Source organism: Pseudomonas sp. NFACC39-1, from assembly GCF_900110355.1.
GTDB classification, from domain to species: Bacteria; Pseudomonadota; Gammaproteobacteria; order Pseudomonadales; family Pseudomonadaceae; genus Aquipseudomonas; species Aquipseudomonas tehranensis.
In genome coordinates, this window is record NZ_FODL01000010.1 from 1 (window position 1) to 16,374 (window position 16,374).

A 16,374-nucleotide genomic window follows, 5' to 3' on the forward strand; every position below is an offset into this window, starting at 1 on the left:
TTGCTCCCGCTGGGTTGCGGTGTAGGAGCTGTCGAGTGCAACGAGGCTGCGATCTTTTCCCAGACAATTGAGTCCTGAGCGAAAGATCAAAAGATCGCAGCCTTCGGCAGCTCCTACGCGCAGTCCAGCGGGAGCAAGCTCCCTCGCCACAGGATCAGACGTTCTGGTTTTTCTGATACTCGGCCAAAGCCGGCAGCAGCTGCAGATCAATCGCCCGGCGCACGGCGGGCAGGATGGTGGCGCTGCTGGTGTACATATTCCTGACCATCATGCGCAACTCATTGGCGCGGGCCGTGTCCAGCCCGCGCACCGCACACTCGCAAGCCTGTTCGGCGGTGGAACCGCTGGGTATCTGGAGGCCCAGGGTCTTGAGCAGGCCCAGCAGGTCTTCCTGGTCGATCAAATCGGCGTGCATCATGACGCTTTTCCTTGTTCAGGGATTGGGGTCGTGACTCGATTCTGGTAGCCGGTCGAAGCGGCGGCAAGGGCAAATGGTCGCGATGTCATGAATGACTATGGGGGCGTCGTTTTCGGCTAACTTGCCCAGGCTTGGACTGGGCACACTGGCCCCAAGCTGAATCACGACGGTTTGGTCACCCTCGCGCAACAGCTCCTCCAGTAACGCAACTGCCCCGATCCAGTCACGGCTTGATCGGGGATTTTTTTGCCTGGGTGAATCAGAGGGTGATGGGGTGTTTGGCAGGCCGCTATCGCGAGCAGGCTCGCTCCCACAGGTCTTGTGCACGACACAGAACCCCTGTGGGAGCGAGCCTGCTCGCGATGAACGATGACGCGGTCTACCGTTGCAACACCAGAATCCGCGACAACAACTCATCGCGATCCACATAGCATCCCTGGAAATGCCGGGCTCCAGTGGTCGGGTCGAAGGCATTGCGGGCGTGCAGGGTGCGGCGGTTGTCGAAACACCACAACTGACCGGGTTCAAGCCTTTGCATCAAGCGAAATTGCGGCTCGCGGGTCAGGGCGATGAAGCGGCGGTAGGCGCGATACAACCTGGGCATCTGTTCGACCGAGGTGTCGAACGGCCCGCGCAGGAAGTTCGCCATGCGGATTTCCGAGACCTGTCCCAGGGCATCCAGCGCGATGATGGGCGCCAGGCAGCGGTAATCGCTGTGGCGGTCCTTGTTGCGAAACTCCACCGGGATTTCACACAGCGCGGCAAAGGCCTCGGGGTCTTCCTGGCGCAGCGCCTCGGCGATGGCAAAACCGTCGACAAAGATGCTCTCGCCGCCGTCGGCGTCATTCACCAGGCAATGCAGAAACTGCAATCCTGGTTGCAGCTCCCGGGTGGGCAGGTCGCTGTGCAGCGGCAGGTTGAAAGCGGTGTAGGCGTTACTGTCGGCATCGGCCTTGGATTGCACGTTGAACAGCACGCCGAAGTTGCTCTGGCGGATGAACGAAATCTGCTGGGCGATCAGTTTCAGCGAGCCGGGTTCGGTGGGTACGCCGCGCACCTGGGTCAGGCCGATGTCGCGCACCGCCAGCAGCCATTGCAGCAACGTGTCGGCGTCGTCCATCAGCGCCTCGTAATCAAACACCGGCAGTTGCAGGTCGTGCTGCCAGAGCTGGCGCTTGGGTTTGCTCGCCAGGCGTTCAGCCCTGGACTGGTCATCGTAGGCATGGGCGCGCAGCCAGCCCGGGTCGAAGCGGCTCTGGTGGCCGTCCTGCCAATCCACGCACAGGCAGCCATCACTGTCCAAACGGGTCGCGCCGGGCGCCAGATCTTCAGGTACATCGACGATTTCCAACACCTGCTCGCGGGTCACGGTGTAGACGCATTGCGGGCAGGGGCAGTTGTCCCGCAGCCACTGATGATGGAAGGGACTGATCCGACCGTCGGCCCAGGTAACCTGTACCCGGTCGGTCAAGGGTGTCACTGCGGTCAATGCACAGATCAGGGGGTAACGACGGAAGTCGGCAAAAGCGGCGGCGGTGTTCATGGCGATCTCCTGTTCGGGGTTTTATCGGGCCGGTGGCAATGCGATGACCCGACCGATGTAGGCCGGCGGCGACAGGTCGGATTGTTCCGTGAGCAGGGCTTTGAGCTTGCCCAGGGTCTGTTCGGTGAAGGGCGCCGAGCGCGGGCCGGCCAAGTCGACGTGCAGCAGCATCTGCTCGTTGCCGGCCAGTTCCTTATCGCCGCCGACCAGGTGCAGGCTGTGGTAGAGATGCAGGCGTTTGGCGTCGTGGCCGATGATCTGTGTGCGCACCTCGACCTGGGCGTCGAGCTTCACTTCGTGCAGGTAGTTCAAGTGCAGTTCGAGGGTGAACAGCGAGTGGCCGCTGGCTTCGCGGTTCTGGCTGTCCATCCCCAGATGATCCATCAATGCGTCGGTCGCGTAGCTGAAGATCAACAGGTAAAAGGCATCGCGCAGATGGCCGTTGTAATCGACCCATTCGGGGAGGATGCGGGTTTGGTAGGTGGTGAGGGTGGGCATGGTGGAACTCCACAAATAGTCGCGGGTGTACACCGTTGTGGCGAGGGAACTTGCTCCCGCTGGGTTGCGGTGTAGGAGCTGTCGAGTGCAACGAGGCTGCGATCTTCTCCCAGACAATTGAGCCCTGAGCGAAAGATCAAAAGATCGCAGCCTTCGGCAGCTCCTACGCGCAGTCCAGCGGGAGCAAGCTCCCTCGCCACAAGGGTAGGGGTTATTCGGTGAAGGTCATGCCATGCCTGGCCTTGGTGGTCTTCACCGCCTCCAGCACCGCCAGCAGGCAATCATCACGATAGCGCTCCAGGGCAGAAATGCTGTGGCTGCCCAGTTGCGCGCTCGTTCCGTCCACCACATCGTCGATCAGCTTGTCGGTCAGCTCCGGTGCCGGTAGGTAGGTCCACGGCAACTGCAAAGCGGGACCGAATTGAGCCATGAAGTGGCGCATTCCGGCATCGCCACCGGCCAGTGTGTACGTCAGGAACGTGCCCATGAACGACCAGCGCAAGCCGGCGCCAAACCGGATGGCATCGTCGATCTCTCCCGTGGTGGCCACGCCGTCGTTGACCAGGTGCAGCGCCTCGCGCCAGAGCGCTTCGAGCAGCCGGTCGGCGATGAATCCGGGGACTTCCTTGCGCACGTGCAAGGGGCGCATACCGAGGGATTCGTACACTTGCATTGCGGCCTGTACCGCTTCGGGTGCGGTGTCTTTGCCGCCGACGACTTCCACCAGCGGCAACAGGTAGACCGGGTTGAACGGGTGTCCGACCACGCAGCGTTCCGGGTGGGTGGAGCCTGCATAGAACTCGCTCGGCAGCAGTCCCGATGTGCTGGAACCAATCAGCGCATTAGGCTTGGCGGCGGCGCTGATCTGGCCGTGCAGCTCGAGCTTCAACTCCAGGCGCTCGGGGGCACTTTCCTGGATGAAATCGGCGTCGCGCACGCACTCTTCGATGGTTGCCACAAAGCGCAGCCGATCCTGGGAGGCGCCGGGTGCCAGGCCTTGTTTCTCCAGTGCGCCCCAAGCGTTGGCCACGCGTTTGCGCAGCGCTGCCTCGGCACCTGGCGCCGGGTCCCAGGCCACAACGTCCAGGCCATGGGCCAGGGCGCGACTGACCCAGCCGCTGCCGATTACACCACTGCCCAGGGCGGCGAAGGTCTTGATGTCGGTGATGAAACTCATGGTGATTTTTCTCAACAGTTAGGTAATCCCTGTGGGAGCGGGCTTGCTCGCGAAGAGGCCGGTACATCCGATGGATTTCCTTCGAAAGGAATGCCGTCTTCGCGAGCAAGCCCGCTCCCACAATGGTTCTGTGGCGTACATGAATCTGCATTCACAACAGATCCAAGTGCAGGTTCGGTTTAGCCGCGCTGAGTCAGACCCATCTTCTTGCGCCCCTCAGCCGGGGTGAGCACGCGGGCGCCGAGGCGGCTGAGGATTTCGCTGGCGCGCTCCACCAGTTGGCCGTTGGTGGCAAGCACGCCTTTGTCCAGCCACAGGTTGTCTTCCAGGCCCACCCGCACGTTGCCCCCCAGCAGCACGGCCTGGGCCGCCATCGGCATTTGCATGCGGCCGATGCCGAAGCCGGCCCACACGGCGTCCGCCGGCAAGTTGTCGACCATGGCTTTCATGGTGGTGGTGTCGGCCGGCGCCCCCCACGGGATGCCTAGGCAAAGCTGGAACAGCGGGTTGTCCAACAGGCCTTCCTTGATCATCTGCTTGGCGAACCACAGGTGGCCGGTGTCGAAGATCTCCAGCTCGGCCTTGACCCCCAGTTCGGTGATGCGCTTGGCCCCGGCCCGCAGTTGCGCCGGGGTGGAAACGTAAATGGTGTCGCCATCTCCGAAGTTCAGGGTGCCGCAATCCAGAGTGCAGATTTCCGGCAGCAACTCCTCGACGTGGGCCAGGCGGGTCAGCGGGCCCACCAGGTCGGTATTGGGGCCGAACTCCATGGGATTTTCGCCACTGCCGATCTCCAGATCGCCGCCCATGCCGGCGGTGAGGTTGACGATGATATCCACGTCCGCCTCTCGGATGCGCTCCATCACTTCGCGGTACAGCGCCACGTCACGGCTGAACTTGCCGGTCTGCGGATCGCGAACGTGGCAGTGAACCACCGTGGCGCCGGCTTTGGCGGCCTCGACGGCGGCTGCGGCGATCTGTTTCGGGGTGACCGGCACGTGTGGGCTTTTGGCGGTCGTGTCGCCAGCACCGGTGAGTGCGCAGGTGATGATGACGTCGTGGTTCATGGTGCAGGTTCCTTACAGGCGTGATGAGTCACTGCGCAGCCGATTGGCGCTGCGCAGATGGATGGCGTTGGTTCAGTTGCTGGTCAGTTTCAGGTTGTCGGCGGCAGGCTTGCCATCGAAGGTGGTGACGCCTTCGAGCCAGCGTTGCTTGTCTTGCGGATTATCCTTGAGCCATTGCTTGGCCGATTCGAGCGGGTCCTTGTGATCCAGCAGTGGCTGCATCATCCGGCTCTCGTCTTCGGCGGTGAACGTCAGGTTGCTCAGCAGGCGGCTGACGTTCGGGCATTTTTGCGCGTAGTCCGGCGCGGTGACGGTCCAGACGGTGGCCATGCCTTCGTTCGGGCCGAGGGCGTCTTCGCTGCCGGTGAGGTAGGTCATTTGCACGTTGACGTTCATCGGGTGCGGCGCCCAGCCGAAGAACACCACGGCTTCCTTGCGCCGCACGGCGCGGTCCACCGCCGCGAGCATGCCGGCCTCGCTGGACTCCACCAACTGGAACTTGCCCAGGCCGAACTGGTTCTTGCTGATCATCGCCTTGATCTGGGTATTGGCGCCGGAGCCAGGCTCGATACCGTAGATTTTGCCGCCCAGTTCTTTCTCGAATTTGGCGATGTCAGCGAAAGTCTTCAGGCCCTTGTCGGCCAGATAAGTCGGCACGGCCAGGGTGGCGCGGGCGTCCTTGAGGCTGGGTTGCTCCAGGACCTTGACCTGTTTGGCCTCGACGAACGGGGTGATGGTCTGGGTCATCAGTGGGTTCCAATAGCCCAGGAACATGTCCAGGCGCTGGTCGCGGATGCCAGCGAAAATGATTTGCTGGGAGGCGCTGGTCTGTTTGGTCTTGTAGCCGAGGCCGTCGAGCAACACTTGGGTCATGGCGCTGGTGGCGATGACATCGGTCCAGTTGACCACACCCAGGCGCACGTTCTGGCACGCGGCGGGATCGGCCGCCATCGCAGCGGAACTCAGGAAGGTGGTAGTGCTGAGTGCAAGAACGCAGGAGCTGATCAGTCGTTTCATGTCGGGTTCCTCGGCAGTCTTTGTTATGGGTTCCGGCATCTGCGCGCCGGTGATGCCAAGTTACGCAGCCAGCCCGCCGGCAAAACGCACAGCGGCGACTCGCTCTTGCACTGCGGCGACCTGTGGCGTATCAAGGACCGCACGCTACCCGCCAACCGAGTGCGCTACATGTCCCAGGATTTCTACTTCTTGTTGATGCCGGGTTTTTCGGCCATCGGTTTCATTTCGGCCATCGAACCATTGCGGGTCGCCAACCGTTTTCGCGGTGAGTTGTACCGCTGGCATGTGTTGAGCGCCGATGGCGGGGCGGTGCTGGCAAGCAATGGCATGTCGGTCAACGCCGATGCCGCGTTGGAGCCATTGAAGAAAGGCGCGACCCTCTGGGTGGTGGCGGGGTTCGAACCGCTCAAGTTCGTGACCCCAGCGTTAGAGCGCTGGCTGCATCGGCTGGACAGCGAGGGCGTAACCCTGGGTGGTATCGACACCGGCAGCGTGGTCCTGGCCGAGGCGGGGCTGCTGGAGGGGCATCGCGTAACCCTGCACTGGGAAGCGATCGAGGCGTTCAAGGAATCTTATCCACAGCTGAGTGTGACCCAGGAACTGTTCGAAATTGACCGCCGGCGCATCACCTGCGCTGGCGGTACCGCGTCCATCGACCTGATGCTGGACCTGATCGGCCAGGCCCATGGCCCGCAACTGGCGATTGAGGTCAGCGAACAATTCGTACTCGGCCGCATCCGTCCGCGCAAAGACCACCAGCGCATGGAAATTGCCAGCCGCTATGGCGTGCGCAACAAGAAACTGGTGCACGTCATCGGTGAGATGGAAACCCACAGTGAACCGCCTCTGAGCACCCTGGCCCTGGCCGAATCCATCAACGTCACCCGCCGCCAGCTCGAACGCCTGTTCCGCCTGCACCTGAACGACACTCCCAGCAACTTCTATCTACGCCTGCGCCTGGAAAAGGCCCGGCAACTGTTACGCCAGACCGACATGAGTGTGCTGGAAGTGAGTATCGCCTGCGGTTTCGAGTCACCGTCGTATTTCACTCGCAGTTATCGAGCGAGGTTTGAACGGTGCCCGCGGGAAGACCGGCGGCGCCAAGGGGATGGGCGGGAGGTGGTTTGACAGGCTTTTATACTCAATTATACTCGCGACTATAAATTATACCTGTCGCCATAATTGAGTATAAAACCATGTCCAAGCACCCCGGTTTTGTCTTTCGGCGCCCAGATCTGGCCCGCAATATTGTCGATGGGCTGGTCGGCGCCGGGATCCAGGATTACACCTCAGGCCTGTTCCTGGCCGCTCCGAGACGTACTGGAAAAAGTACCTTCCTGCGCGAAGACTTGATTCCCGAATGCGAGGCGCGTGGCTGGCTCGCTGTTTACGTCGACCTGTGGGCCAACAAGGAGAAAGACCCTGCCGACCTGATTGCCTCGGCTATTGCCGCAGCGCTGGTGCCTTATGAAAAGGGCATTCGCAAGCTGGCCAAGTCCATGGGCATCGACAAACTCAGCTTCTTGCGCACGTTGTCCTGGGATTTCAGCCTGCCGCAACTGCCTGAAGGTGCGACGCTGACCCAGGCGCTGGAGTTATTGCACAGCGCTGCCGATAAAACCGTGATGCTGGTGATCGACGAAGCCCAGCATGCGTTGACCACCGAGGCCGGGGTCAATGCGATGTTCGGCCTCAAGGCCGCCCGCGATCAGCTCAACCAGGGGCGTGAAGACGCCACCAGCGGCCTGCGCCTGGTGTTCATCGGCTCCAATCGCGACAAACTCGCTCACCTGGTACTCAGCCGCAATCAACCCTTCTATGGTTCCAGCATCACGCCATTCCCACTGCTGGGCAAAGAGTTCACCAAAGCCTATGCCGCCCATTTGAACGCTCATCTGGCCCAAACCAACCAGTTCAATGCTGATGACCTCGACCAGGCATTTGAGCTGGTGGGGCGCCGCCCTGAAATGTTGCGCAGCGTCATCGGCGAAATTGCCCTGGAACTGGGGGAGGCGAGTCATTTGGGCGAATTGCTGCGCAGCAGCGCCGAAATGCTGCGCGCCGGCGTCTGGACCGAATTTGAAAGCGCCTGGAATGCCCTGACGGTGCCACAACGGGCAGTGTTGCAGGTCATGGCCGAGCGCTTGCAAAACAACGAGCCCTTTGCGCCCTTCACCGATTCAACGTTGGAAGCTGTGGGCAAGGTGCTTAGCAGTATGGGAAGCGAAATCGTGCCCGGCACTCAAACCATCCAATCCTGCATCGATGCCCTGCGTGACAAGGAACTGGTGTGGAAGTCCAATCGTGGTGGTTATGCGCTGGAGGATAAAGCGTTTGCGGATTGGTTGAAGGGGTATCGAAAGCAGCATTGAACCCGGAAATACATCCCGTGGCGAGGGAGCTTGCTCCCGCTGACTGCGAAGCAGCCCAATGTCATCCATTCAATCAACATGACACAGCAGGGTGCGAGGTTCAGGGCCGCTTCGCGGCCCAGCGGGAGCAAGCTCCCTCGCCACGGGGGGACGCATTCCACAGGGGGGGACGCATTTATTTTTTCACCAACGCCGAACATGCCGCTTTGTACGCTTCATGCTGATATTTGTTCAGCGTGGCGGGTAAGGCGAAGTCGTGTTTCTTGCTCTGCGCATTGATGGTCTGCGGTGACAGCAGCGTCACCTCGCAGCCCTCGAGCAACTGGAAAACCCCCTCGATCTTGAACGTGGTCGGTCCGCCGGCGAACTCGCCTTTCTTGCTGCGCTTCTTGATGGCGATGTGCTCGATACCGTTATCCACCACGAACGCCCGCACCTGAGCGGCGAAGGCCTTGACGTTGGCGGCTTCGTCATCGTCGTCCAGGGCGATTTTCTTGGTGTTCAGCGTGATGTGAGTCAACGCCTGCTGATCCAACGAGGCAACGGCGATGATCGCTTCGCTGCCTTTGATTTCGATGCCGCAGATTTTCATGTGAATCTCTTTGCTCGGTGGTGACGTGCAGCTTACAGCTCCACGTTACTCCTGCCCAATCGACTCCAAAAACTCCGACCGGTCATCACTCACCTGGGCCATGCAGTCGTTTTCGGCGATTTTGTAGGCTTCGCTGCCGGGTTTGGCCGGGAAGGCGGCGATGGCACAGTCGGCATCGCGTTGTTTTTGCCAGAGTTGCTGGGCTGTCCTGATTTTGCGGGTGATGTCGTCGAGCTGGGCCTTGTTGTCGGCGTAGAGGGTTTGCAGGCGTTCGTTGAGGCTCTGCAGGTTGTCGGCAAGCAGTTGTTCGGCGGCGGTTTTGCCGTAGGCCGAGCAGGCCAGGGTCTGGACGTCGTTTTCCACGGCATCGCAGGGGTTGTGTTCGGTGTCTTCGGTCGCGTGGGCGACGGTGCTGCTCAGGGCCAAAGCCAGGATGATTGATTTCATTGCGTTGCCGCTCGAGTCCAGTGAAAACCAGTGATGCGGCGGATTCTGGCGCAAGCGTCGGGTAAAGAACAGACGGGCAGGGTGGCCCGCTCATAGCCCTTTGTCGTGGATTGACGCTTTCGGCAATTCCCCTGTCGTTTTTGCACCCGGTCGCCAATGCACCGAGGCATATGCTGGCCCCAAAGCGCCGGCACACGATTCGGCGCATGAATCGCTGACAAAAGGGGACTGCCTGATGAGCCCAGCCGAATTGCACGCCGACAGCATCGTTATCGACGGGCTGATCATTGCCAAGTGGAACCGTGACCTGTTCGAAGACATGCGCAAGGGCGGCCTGACTGCCGCCAACTGCACGGTGTCGGTGTGGGAAGGTTTTCAGGCCACCATCAACAATATTGTCGCCAGCCAGAAACTGATCCGCGAAAACAGCGACCTGGTGATCCCGGTGAAAACCACCGCTGATATCCAGCGCGCCAAGGCTCAGGGCAAGACCGGCATCATCTTTGGCTTCCAGAACGCCCACGCTTTCGAAGACCAACTGGGCTACGTCGAGATCTTCAAGCAGCTCGGCGTTGGCGTGGTGCAGATGTGCTACAACACCCAGAACCTGGTGGGCACTGGCTGCTACGAGCGTGACGGCGGCCTGTCGGGCTTCGGTCGTGAAATCGTCGCGGAGATGAACCGGGTCGGGATCATGTGCGACCTGTCCCACGTCGGCTCCAAGACCTCCGAAGAGGTCATCCTCGAATCGAAGAAACCGGTCTGCTACTCCCACTGCCTGCCCTCGGGCCTCAAGGAACACCCGCGCAACAAGTCCGATGAAGAACTGAAGTTCATCGCCGACCACGGCGGTTTCGTCGGCGTGACCATGTTCGCGCCGTTCCTGGCCAAGGGCATCGATTCGACCATCGATGACTACGCCGAGGCCATCGAATACACCATGAACATCGTCGGCGAAGACGCCATCGGCATCGGCACCGACTTCACCCAGGGCCATGGCCAGGACTTCTTCGAAATGCTGACCCACGACAAGGGTTATGCCCGTCGTTTGACCAGCTTCGGCAAGATCATCAATCCCCTGGGCATCCGCACCGTGGGCGAGTTCCCGAACCTCACCGAGACGCTGCTCAAGCGCGGCCATCCGGAGCGGGTGGTGCGCAAGATCATGGGCGAGAACTGGGTCAACGTCCTGAAAGACGTCTGGGGCGAATAACGCCGCCGCATCACTGAATCCTTTACCTGCGGCCTTTTGCGTCGCAGGCATACCACGCATTTTCGGAGTTAAGTTTCCATGGCCAAAATCGCCCCTCAATTGCCTATCGAAGTCGACAGTGAAACCGGTGTCTGGACCTCTGATGCCCTGCCGATGCTCTACGTGCCGCGTCACTTTTTCGTCAATAACCACATGGGCATCGAAGAAGTGCTGGGCGCCGATGCCTACGCCGAGATTCTCTACAAGGCCGGCTACAAATCCGCCTGGCACTGGTGTGAAAAAGAAGCCGAATGCCATGGCCTGGAAGGCGTCGCGGTGTTCGAGCACTACATGAAGCGTCTGTCCCAGCGCGGTTGGGGCCTGTTCAAGATCCAGGACATCGACCTGGAAAAAGGCACCGCCAGCGTCAAGCTGGAACACTCCGCGTTCGTCTATGTGTACGGCAAGGTCGGGCGCAAGGTCGACTACATGTTCACCGGCTGGTTCGCCGGCGCCATGGACCAGATTCTCGCCGCCCGTGGCAGTTCGATCCGCACTGTGGCCGAGCAGGTCTACGGCGGTTCCGAAGAAGGCCACGACGACGGCCTGTTCATCGTCAAGCCGTTGTAAGTCGAGGATTGCGCCATGGCTTTTGAAGCAATGTTCCAGCCGATCCAGATCGGCAAACTGACCATCCGCAACCGTGTACTCAGCACCGCGCACGCCGAGGTCTACGCCACCGACGGCGGCATGACCACCGACCGCTACGTGAAGTATTACGAAGAGAAGGCCAAGGGCGGTATCGGCCTGGCGATTTGCGGTGGCTCCTCGGTGGTTGCCATCGACAGCCCGCAGGAATGGTGGAGTTCGGTGAACCTGTCCACCGATCGCATCATCCCGCACTTCCAGAACCTGGCCGACGCCATGCACAAGCATGGCGCCAAGATCATGATCCAGATTACCCACATGGGTCGTCGCTCGCGCTGGGACGGTTTCAACTGGCCGACCCTGATGTCGCCGTCCGGCGTGCGCGAGCCGGTGCACCGTGCCACCTGCAAAACCATCGAGCCGGAAGAAATCTGGCGGGTGATCGGCAACTACGCCCAGGCGGCACGGCGTGCCAAGGCCGGTGGCCTGGACGGCGTTGAGCTGTCCGCCGTGCACCAGCACATGATCGACCAGTTCTGGAGCCCACGGGTCAACAAGCGCACCGACGAATGGGGCGGCACCTTCGAGGGGCGGATGAAGTTCGGCCTGGAAGTGCTCAAAGCCGTGCGCGCCGAAGTGGGCGACGACTTCTGCGTGGGCATGCGCCTGTGTGGTGACGAGTTCCACCCGGACGGCTTGTCCCACGAGGACATGAAGCAGATCGCCAAGTACTACGACGACACCGGCATGCTGGATTTCATCGGCGTGGTGGGCTCGGGTTGCGACACCCACAACACCCTGGCCAACGTTATCCCGAACATGAGTTATCCACCGGAGCCGTTCCTGCACCTGGCCGCCGGTATCAAGGAAGTGGTCAAGGTCCCGGTGCTGCACGCGCAGAACATCAAGGACCCGAACCAGGCCACGCGGATTCTGGAGGGCGGCTACGTCGACATGGTCGGCATGACCCGCGCGCACATCGCCGACCCGCACCTGATCGCCAAGATAAAGATGGGCCAGATCGACCAGATCAAGCAGTGCGTGGGCGCCAACTATTGTATCGACCGGCAGTACCAGGGTCTGGACGTGCTGTGCATCCAGAACGCCGCGACTTCCCGTGAATACATGGGCGTGCCGCACATCATCGAGAAGTCCACCGGGCCAAAACGCAAAGTGGTGGTGGTCGGTGCCGGCCCGGCGGGTATGGAAGCGGCCCGTGTGGCGGCCGAACGTGGCCACGACGTGACCCTGTTCGAGAAGAAAGAATTCATCGGCGGGCAGATCACCACGGCCTCCAAAGCCCCGCAGCGCGACCAGATCGCCGGTATCACCCGCTGGTTCCAGCTGGAACTGGCGCGGTTGAAAGTCGACCTGCGCCTGGGCGTGGCGGCGGACGCGGCGACCATCATGGACCTGCGTCCGGATGTGGTGGTGCTGGCCGTCGGTGGGCATCCGTTCATCGAGCAGAACGAGCACTGGGGGGCCGCCGAAGGGTTGGTGGTCAGCAGCTGGGACGTGCTCGATGGCAAGGTTGCACCGGGCAAGAACGTGCTGGTCTACGACACCATTTGTGAATTCACCGGCATGTCGGTGGCCGACTTCCTCGCCGACAAGGGCAGCCAGGTCGAAATCGTCACTGACGACATCAAGCCGGGCGTGGCCATTGGCGGGACTTCGTTCCCGACCTACTACCGCAGCATGTACCCCAAGGAAGTGATCATGACCGGGGACATGATGCTGGAGAAGGTCTACCGCGAAGGCGACAAGCTGGTGGCGGTGCTGGAGAACGAATACACCGGGGCCAAGGAAGAGCGCGTGGTGGATCAGGTGGTGGTGGAAAACGGCGTGCGACCGGACGAAGAAATCTATTACGCGCTCAAGGAAGGTTCGCGCAACAAGGGCCAGATCGACGTCGAAGCCTTGTTCGCGATCAAGCCCCAACCGTGCCTGGAACAGAGCGGCGATGGTTACCTGCTGTTCCGCATCGGCGACTGCGTGGCCCAGCGTAATACCCACGCCGCCATCTACGACGCCCTGCGGTTGTGCAAGGATTTCTAACGGCTTGCACATAACCCTGTGGGAGCGAGCCTGCTCGCGATGAACGATAACGCGGTCTGCCTGAGGCACCGCGGCGCCTGAATCGCGAGCAAGCCCGCTCCCACAGGAACCGAGTAAGGCATCTCGACCTGCAAGACCTGAGGTCTTTGGGAGCTTCACCATGCTGAACACCCTTCTTCCCATCCTGCTGTTCGCCGCTTTGGGCCTTGCGGTCCTTGGCGCTTTGCGGCGGGTGAACATGTGGCGCCGGGGGCGACCGTCCAAGGTCGACCTGATCGGTGGTCTTTTCGCCATGCCCAAGCGCTACATGGTGGATTTGCACCATGTGGTGGCGCGGGACAAATACATCGCCAACACCCACGTCGCCACGGCGGGCGGTTTTGTGCTGGCGGCACTGCTGGCGATCCTGGTGCATGGTTTCGGCCTGCAGAACCGCATCCTGGGCTATGCCTTGCTGTTCGCCACGCTGCTGATGTTCAGCGGCGCGATCTTCATTGCCTTGCGTCGTCGCAATCCGCCGTCACGGCTGTCCAAGGGCCCGTGGATGCGCTTGCCCAAGAGCCTGTTTGCGTTTTCCATCAGTTTTTTCCTGGTGACCTTGCCCGTCGCTGGAATCTTGCCGGCGGACTTCGGAGGCTGGGTGTTGGTGGCGCTGTTGGGCCTGGGCGTGCTTTGGGGTGTGTCGGAAATGTTCTTCGGCATGACCTGGGGCGGGCCGATGAAACATGCCTTTGCCGGGGCCCTGCACCTGGCCTGGCACCGCCGCGCCGAACGCTTCGGGGGCGGCCGCTCCACCGGTCTCAAACCTTTGGACCTGAACGACCCCGCGGCACCGCTGGGCGTTGAGAAACCCAAGGATTTCACCTGGAACCAGCTGCTCGGTTTCGACGCCTGCGTGCAGTGCGGCAAGTGCGAAGCCGCGTGCCCGGCCTTTGCCGCCGGCCAGCCGCTGAACCCGAAAAAACTCATCCAGGACATGGTCGTCGGCCTGGCCGGCGGCACCGATGCGAAATTCGCCGGCAGCCCCTACCCATCCCTTGACGGCAGGGGTAAACCGGTGGGCGAACACAGCGGCAATCCACACCAGCCGATCGTCAACGGCCTGGTAGACGCCGAGACGCTGTGGTCCTGCACCACTTGCCGGGCGTGCGTCGAGGAATGCCCGATGATGATCGAGCACGTCGATGCCATCGTCGACATGCGTCGTCACCTGACCCTGGAAAAAGGCGCCACGCCGAACAAGGGCGCTGAAGTATTGGAAAATCTCATTGCCACCGACAACCCTGGCGGCTTCGCCCCGGGCGGGCGGATGAACTGGGCGGCGGACCTGAACCTGAACCTGCTCAGCGAGGTGAAATCCACCGACGTGCTGTTCTGGGTCGGTGACGGTGCCTTCGACATGCGTAACCAGCGCACCTTGCGCGCCTTCGTCAAAGTCCTCAAGGCGGCGAACATCGACTTTGCCGTGCTCGGCCTCGAAGAGCGCGACAGCGGCGATGTGGCCCGGCGCCTGGGCGATGAAGCGACTTTCCAGCTATTGGCCAAGCGCAACATTCAGACCCTGGGCAAATACAGCTTCAACCGGATCGTCACCTGCGACCCTCACAGCTTCCACGTGCTGAAAAACGAATACGGCGCATTCGATGGTAACTATCTGGTGCAGCACCACAGCACCTACCTGGCAGAAGTCATCGAGGCCGGTGCCCTGAACCTCGGCCAGCACAAGGGCGACAGCGTGACGTATCACGACCCGTGCTACCTGGGCCGTTACAACGGCGAATACGAGGCGCCACGCCAGGTGTTGCGTGCGCTGGGCATCAAGATCAAGGAAATGCAGCGTTCCGGTTTCCGTTCCCGTTGCTGCGGCGGTGGCGGCGGCGCGCCGATCACTGACATTCCGGGCAAGCAGCGTATCCCCGACATGCGCATGGAAGATATCCGCGAAACCGGTGCCGAACTGGTGGCAGTGGGTTGTCCACAGTGCACCGCGATGCTTGAGGGCGTGGTCGAGCCGCGCCCGATGATCAAGGACATCGCTGAACTGGTGGCCGACGCTCTGCTCGAAGACGCGGTTGCGAATAAACCAGCGGCTCCGGCCAAACGTGAACCTGCGGAGGTGCACTAATGAGCGACATCATCCGCCGCGACCCTCGCGCCGAGTGGATCGCCCGTAACCGCCTGCACCCGCTGCACGCGGCCATGCAACCGGTCCAGCACAGCTGGATGGGCCCCAACGGCATCATCCGCAAGAATGTCCACGGCGTGGGTTTCATCGGCCCTAACGGTATCAAACGTATCGACCGCAGCGGCGCCCAGCAGGGCGGCGCGAGCAAGCGCAGCGCAGCTGTTGAAGTGCAACTGCCGCTGCATCAGGTGCCGCAACCGGCGTTCTACATCAGCGTGGTGCCGGACATGGTCGGCGGTCGCCTCAGCAGTCACGATCGCGACTTGCTGGGCCTGGCCCATCAGCTTGCGGGTACGGACGGTGCGGTGCTGGCGGTGGTATTCGGTGAGCACAAGGAGAACGCCTTTGCGACGGCGGGCGTCGATCGCTTGCTGGTGCTCGAAGGTGAAGAATTCAGCGGTTATGCACCGGAACAGCGAGTCCAGGGCCTTCGAGCTGTGGATAACCAATTCAATCCACGCCATTGGTTGCTGCCTGACAGCCGCACCGGTGGCGGCGAAATGGGCCGGCGGTTTGCCGCAGCTTTGGGCGAGCGCCCGGCCACGCGGGTCTGGCAGGTCAAGGGTGAGGAGTGCATCGGCCGCGCCGGTGCCGGCCTGCAAGACCTGGCGCGGCCGTTGGCACGGTTGATCCTGGCGGCGGCTGAATGCGCCGAGCCGGTCAGTGAAACCCGTCACGAAGCCCTGCCGGTGGAGTTACCCACAGGCGTGGCGCGCAGCTTGTCGCGCATCGAAGATCTGGGCGCGGTGGCGGTGGACCCGGGCGCGATCCCGATGGCCGAGGCCGAATTCATTTTCTCCGGTGGCAACGGGGTCAAGGACTGGACGCTTTTCCATCAGACTGCTGCGGCCCTGGGCGCCACCGAAGGTGCCTCGCGGGTAGCGGTGGACGATGGCTTCATGGCGCGGGATCGCCAGGTTGGCGCGTCCGGCACCTGGGTTACAGCGCGGGTCTACGTCGCGGTGGGGATTTCCGGGGCGATCCAGCATCTGCAGGGCATCGGTGCCTGTGACAAGGTGGTGGCGATCAACCTCGACCCCGGTTGCGACATGATCAAACGGGCAGACCTGTCGGTGATTGGCGACAGCGCGGCGATTCTCCAGGCCTTGATCGCGGCGGTAGAGGCGTACCGCAACGAAGCCAAGCGCGATGCGGCTTAA

Annotated in this window: 15 protein-coding genes; 7 read left to right on the top strand and 8 right to left on the bottom strand. The window is 61.7% G+C overall.

All coding sequences use genetic code 11. The features are described 5' to 3' along the window. Window positions 1-154: 154 nt before the first annotated feature. The 6 genes from BMY45_RS20385 to choX all read right to left on the bottom strand — a co-directional run bounded on the left by BMY45_RS20385 (window position 155) and on the right by choX (window position 5,720). Window positions 155-418 (bottom strand): hypothetical protein, encoded by a 264-nt coding sequence (locus tag BMY45_RS20385; RefSeq protein WP_092400701.1) that lies wholly within the window; start codon window positions 416-418, stop codon window positions 155-157. Window positions 419-797: 379 nt separating this feature from the next. Then, complete coding sequence (locus tag BMY45_RS20390) at window positions 798-1,961, bottom strand: gamma-butyrobetaine dioxygenase (protein WP_092400704.1); 1,164 nt, start codon at window positions 1,959-1,961, stop codon at window positions 798-800. A 21-nt stretch (window positions 1,962-1,982) separates the two neighbouring features. Further along, window positions 1,983-2,459 (bottom strand): thioesterase family protein, encoded by a 477-nt coding sequence (locus BMY45_RS20395; RefSeq protein ID WP_076383395.1) that lies wholly within the window; start codon window positions 2,457-2,459, stop codon window positions 1,983-1,985. Window positions 2,460-2,670: 211 nt separating this feature from the next. Continuing rightward, window positions 2,671-3,636, bottom strand: a complete 966-nt coding sequence (locus tag BMY45_RS20400) for an L-carnitine dehydrogenase (protein ID WP_092400707.1) — start codon at window positions 3,634-3,636, stop codon at window positions 2,671-2,673. A 179-nt stretch (window positions 3,637-3,815) separates the two neighbouring features. After that, complete coding sequence (locus BMY45_RS20405) at window positions 3,816-4,703, bottom strand: 3-dehydrocarnitine:acetyl-CoA trimethylamine transferase CdhC (protein WP_092400710.1); 888 nt, start codon at window positions 4,701-4,703, stop codon at window positions 3,816-3,818. Window positions 4,704-4,775: 72 nt separating this feature from the next. Further along, complete coding sequence (gene choX / locus BMY45_RS20410) at window positions 4,776-5,720, bottom strand: choline ABC transporter substrate-binding protein (protein ID WP_092400713.1); 945 nt, start codon at window positions 5,718-5,720, stop codon at window positions 4,776-4,778. A gap of 168 nt (window positions 5,721-5,888) precedes the next feature. Here choX and BMY45_RS20415 point away from each other — a divergent pair, with 168 nt between their 5' ends. Further along, window positions 5,889-6,848, top strand: coding sequence for a GlxA family transcriptional regulator (locus BMY45_RS20415; protein WP_092400716.1), 960 nt, complete (start codon window positions 5,889-5,891; stop codon window positions 6,846-6,848). A gap of 68 nt (window positions 6,849-6,916) precedes the next feature. Continuing rightward, complete coding sequence (locus tag BMY45_RS20420) at window positions 6,917-8,092, top strand: AAA family ATPase (protein ID WP_092400719.1); 1,176 nt, start codon at window positions 6,917-6,919, stop codon at window positions 8,090-8,092. Between the two features lie 175 nt (window positions 8,093-8,267). Here BMY45_RS20420 and BMY45_RS20425 read toward each other — a convergent pair whose 3' ends face one another. Next, entirely contained in the window at window positions 8,268-8,684 is a 417-nt protein-coding gene (locus tag BMY45_RS20425) for a DUF3010 family protein (protein ID WP_092400722.1), read from the bottom strand. A gap of 45 nt (window positions 8,685-8,729) precedes the next feature. Then, a complete protein-coding gene (locus BMY45_RS20430) occupies window positions 8,730-9,131 on the bottom strand; it encodes a lysozyme inhibitor LprI family protein (protein ID WP_092400724.1) in 402 nt (133 codons plus the stop codon). Window positions 9,132-9,366: 235 nt separating this feature from the next. Here BMY45_RS20430 and BMY45_RS20435 point away from each other — a divergent pair, with 235 nt between their 5' ends. From BMY45_RS20435 to BMY45_RS20455, 5 genes are all read left to right on the top strand, one after another. Then, window positions 9,367-10,344: a dipeptidase gene (locus BMY45_RS20435; RefSeq protein WP_047230381.1), complete on the top strand. Its 978-nt coding sequence runs from the start codon at window positions 9,367-9,369 to the stop codon at window positions 10,342-10,344. Between the two features lie 78 nt (window positions 10,345-10,422). After that, complete coding sequence (locus BMY45_RS20440; protein WP_065760209.1) at window positions 10,423-10,953, top strand: DUF5943 domain-containing protein; 531 nt, start codon at window positions 10,423-10,425, stop codon at window positions 10,951-10,953. 15 nt (window positions 10,954-10,968) lie between these two features. Next, the gene (dgcA, locus tag BMY45_RS20445) at window positions 10,969-13,029 is read left to right on the top strand and encodes a dimethylglycine demethylation protein DgcA (protein WP_092400727.1); all 2,061 of its coding nucleotides are present in this window, start codon (window positions 10,969-10,971) and stop codon (window positions 13,027-13,029) included. 160 nt (window positions 13,030-13,189) lie between these two features. Next, entirely contained in the window at window positions 13,190-15,154 is a 1,965-nt protein-coding gene (gene dgcB / locus BMY45_RS20450; protein ID WP_092400730.1) for a dimethylglycine demethylation protein DgcB, read from the top strand. Next, window positions 15,154-16,374: an electron transfer flavoprotein subunit alpha gene (locus tag BMY45_RS20455; protein WP_092400733.1), complete on the top strand. Its 1,221-nt coding sequence runs from the start codon at window positions 15,154-15,156 to the stop codon at window positions 16,372-16,374. The genes dgcB and BMY45_RS20455 overlap by 1 nt, the downstream gene beginning before the upstream one ends.

Excerpts from the sequence above, each read along its gene's own strand:
- BMY45_RS20385 (WP_092400701.1), bottom strand. The coding sequence starts at position 418 with ATGATGCACGCCGATTTGATCGACCAGGAAGACCTGCTGGGCCTGCTC.
- BMY45_RS20390 (WP_092400704.1), bottom strand. The coding sequence starts at position 1,961 with ATGAACACCGCCGCCGCTTTTGCCGACTTCCGTCGTTACCCCCTGATC.
- BMY45_RS20395 (WP_076383395.1), bottom strand. The coding sequence starts at position 2,459 with ATGCCCACCCTCACCACCTACCAAACCCGCATCCTCCCCGAATGGGTC.
- BMY45_RS20400 (WP_092400707.1), bottom strand. The coding sequence starts at position 3,636 with ATGAGTTTCATCACCGACATCAAGACCTTCGCCGCCCTGGGCAGTGGT.
- BMY45_RS20405 (WP_092400710.1), bottom strand. The coding sequence starts at position 4,703 with ATGAACCACGACGTCATCATCACCTGCGCACTCACCGGTGCTGGCGAC.
- choX (WP_092400713.1), bottom strand. The coding sequence starts at position 5,720 with ATGAAACGACTGATCAGCTCCTGCGTTCTTGCACTCAGCACTACCACC.
- BMY45_RS20415 (WP_092400716.1), top strand. The coding sequence starts at position 5,889 with ATGTCCCAGGATTTCTACTTCTTGTTGATGCCGGGTTTTTCGGCCATC.
- BMY45_RS20420 (WP_092400719.1), top strand. The coding sequence starts at position 6,917 with ATGTCCAAGCACCCCGGTTTTGTCTTTCGGCGCCCAGATCTGGCCCGC.
- BMY45_RS20425 (WP_092400722.1), bottom strand. The coding sequence starts at position 8,684 with ATGAAAATCTGCGGCATCGAAATCAAAGGCAGCGAAGCGATCATCGCC.
- BMY45_RS20430 (WP_092400724.1), bottom strand. The coding sequence starts at position 9,131 with ATGAAATCAATCATCCTGGCTTTGGCCCTGAGCAGCACCGTCGCCCAC.
- BMY45_RS20435 (WP_047230381.1), top strand. The coding sequence starts at position 9,367 with ATGAGCCCAGCCGAATTGCACGCCGACAGCATCGTTATCGACGGGCTG.
- BMY45_RS20440 (WP_065760209.1), top strand. The coding sequence starts at position 10,423 with ATGGCCAAAATCGCCCCTCAATTGCCTATCGAAGTCGACAGTGAAACC.
- dgcA (WP_092400727.1), top strand. The coding sequence starts at position 10,969 with ATGGCTTTTGAAGCAATGTTCCAGCCGATCCAGATCGGCAAACTGACC.
- dgcB (WP_092400730.1), top strand. The coding sequence starts at position 13,190 with ATGCTGAACACCCTTCTTCCCATCCTGCTGTTCGCCGCTTTGGGCCTT.
- BMY45_RS20455 (WP_092400733.1), top strand. The coding sequence starts at position 15,154 with ATGAGCGACATCATCCGCCGCGACCCTCGCGCCGAGTGGATCGCCCGT.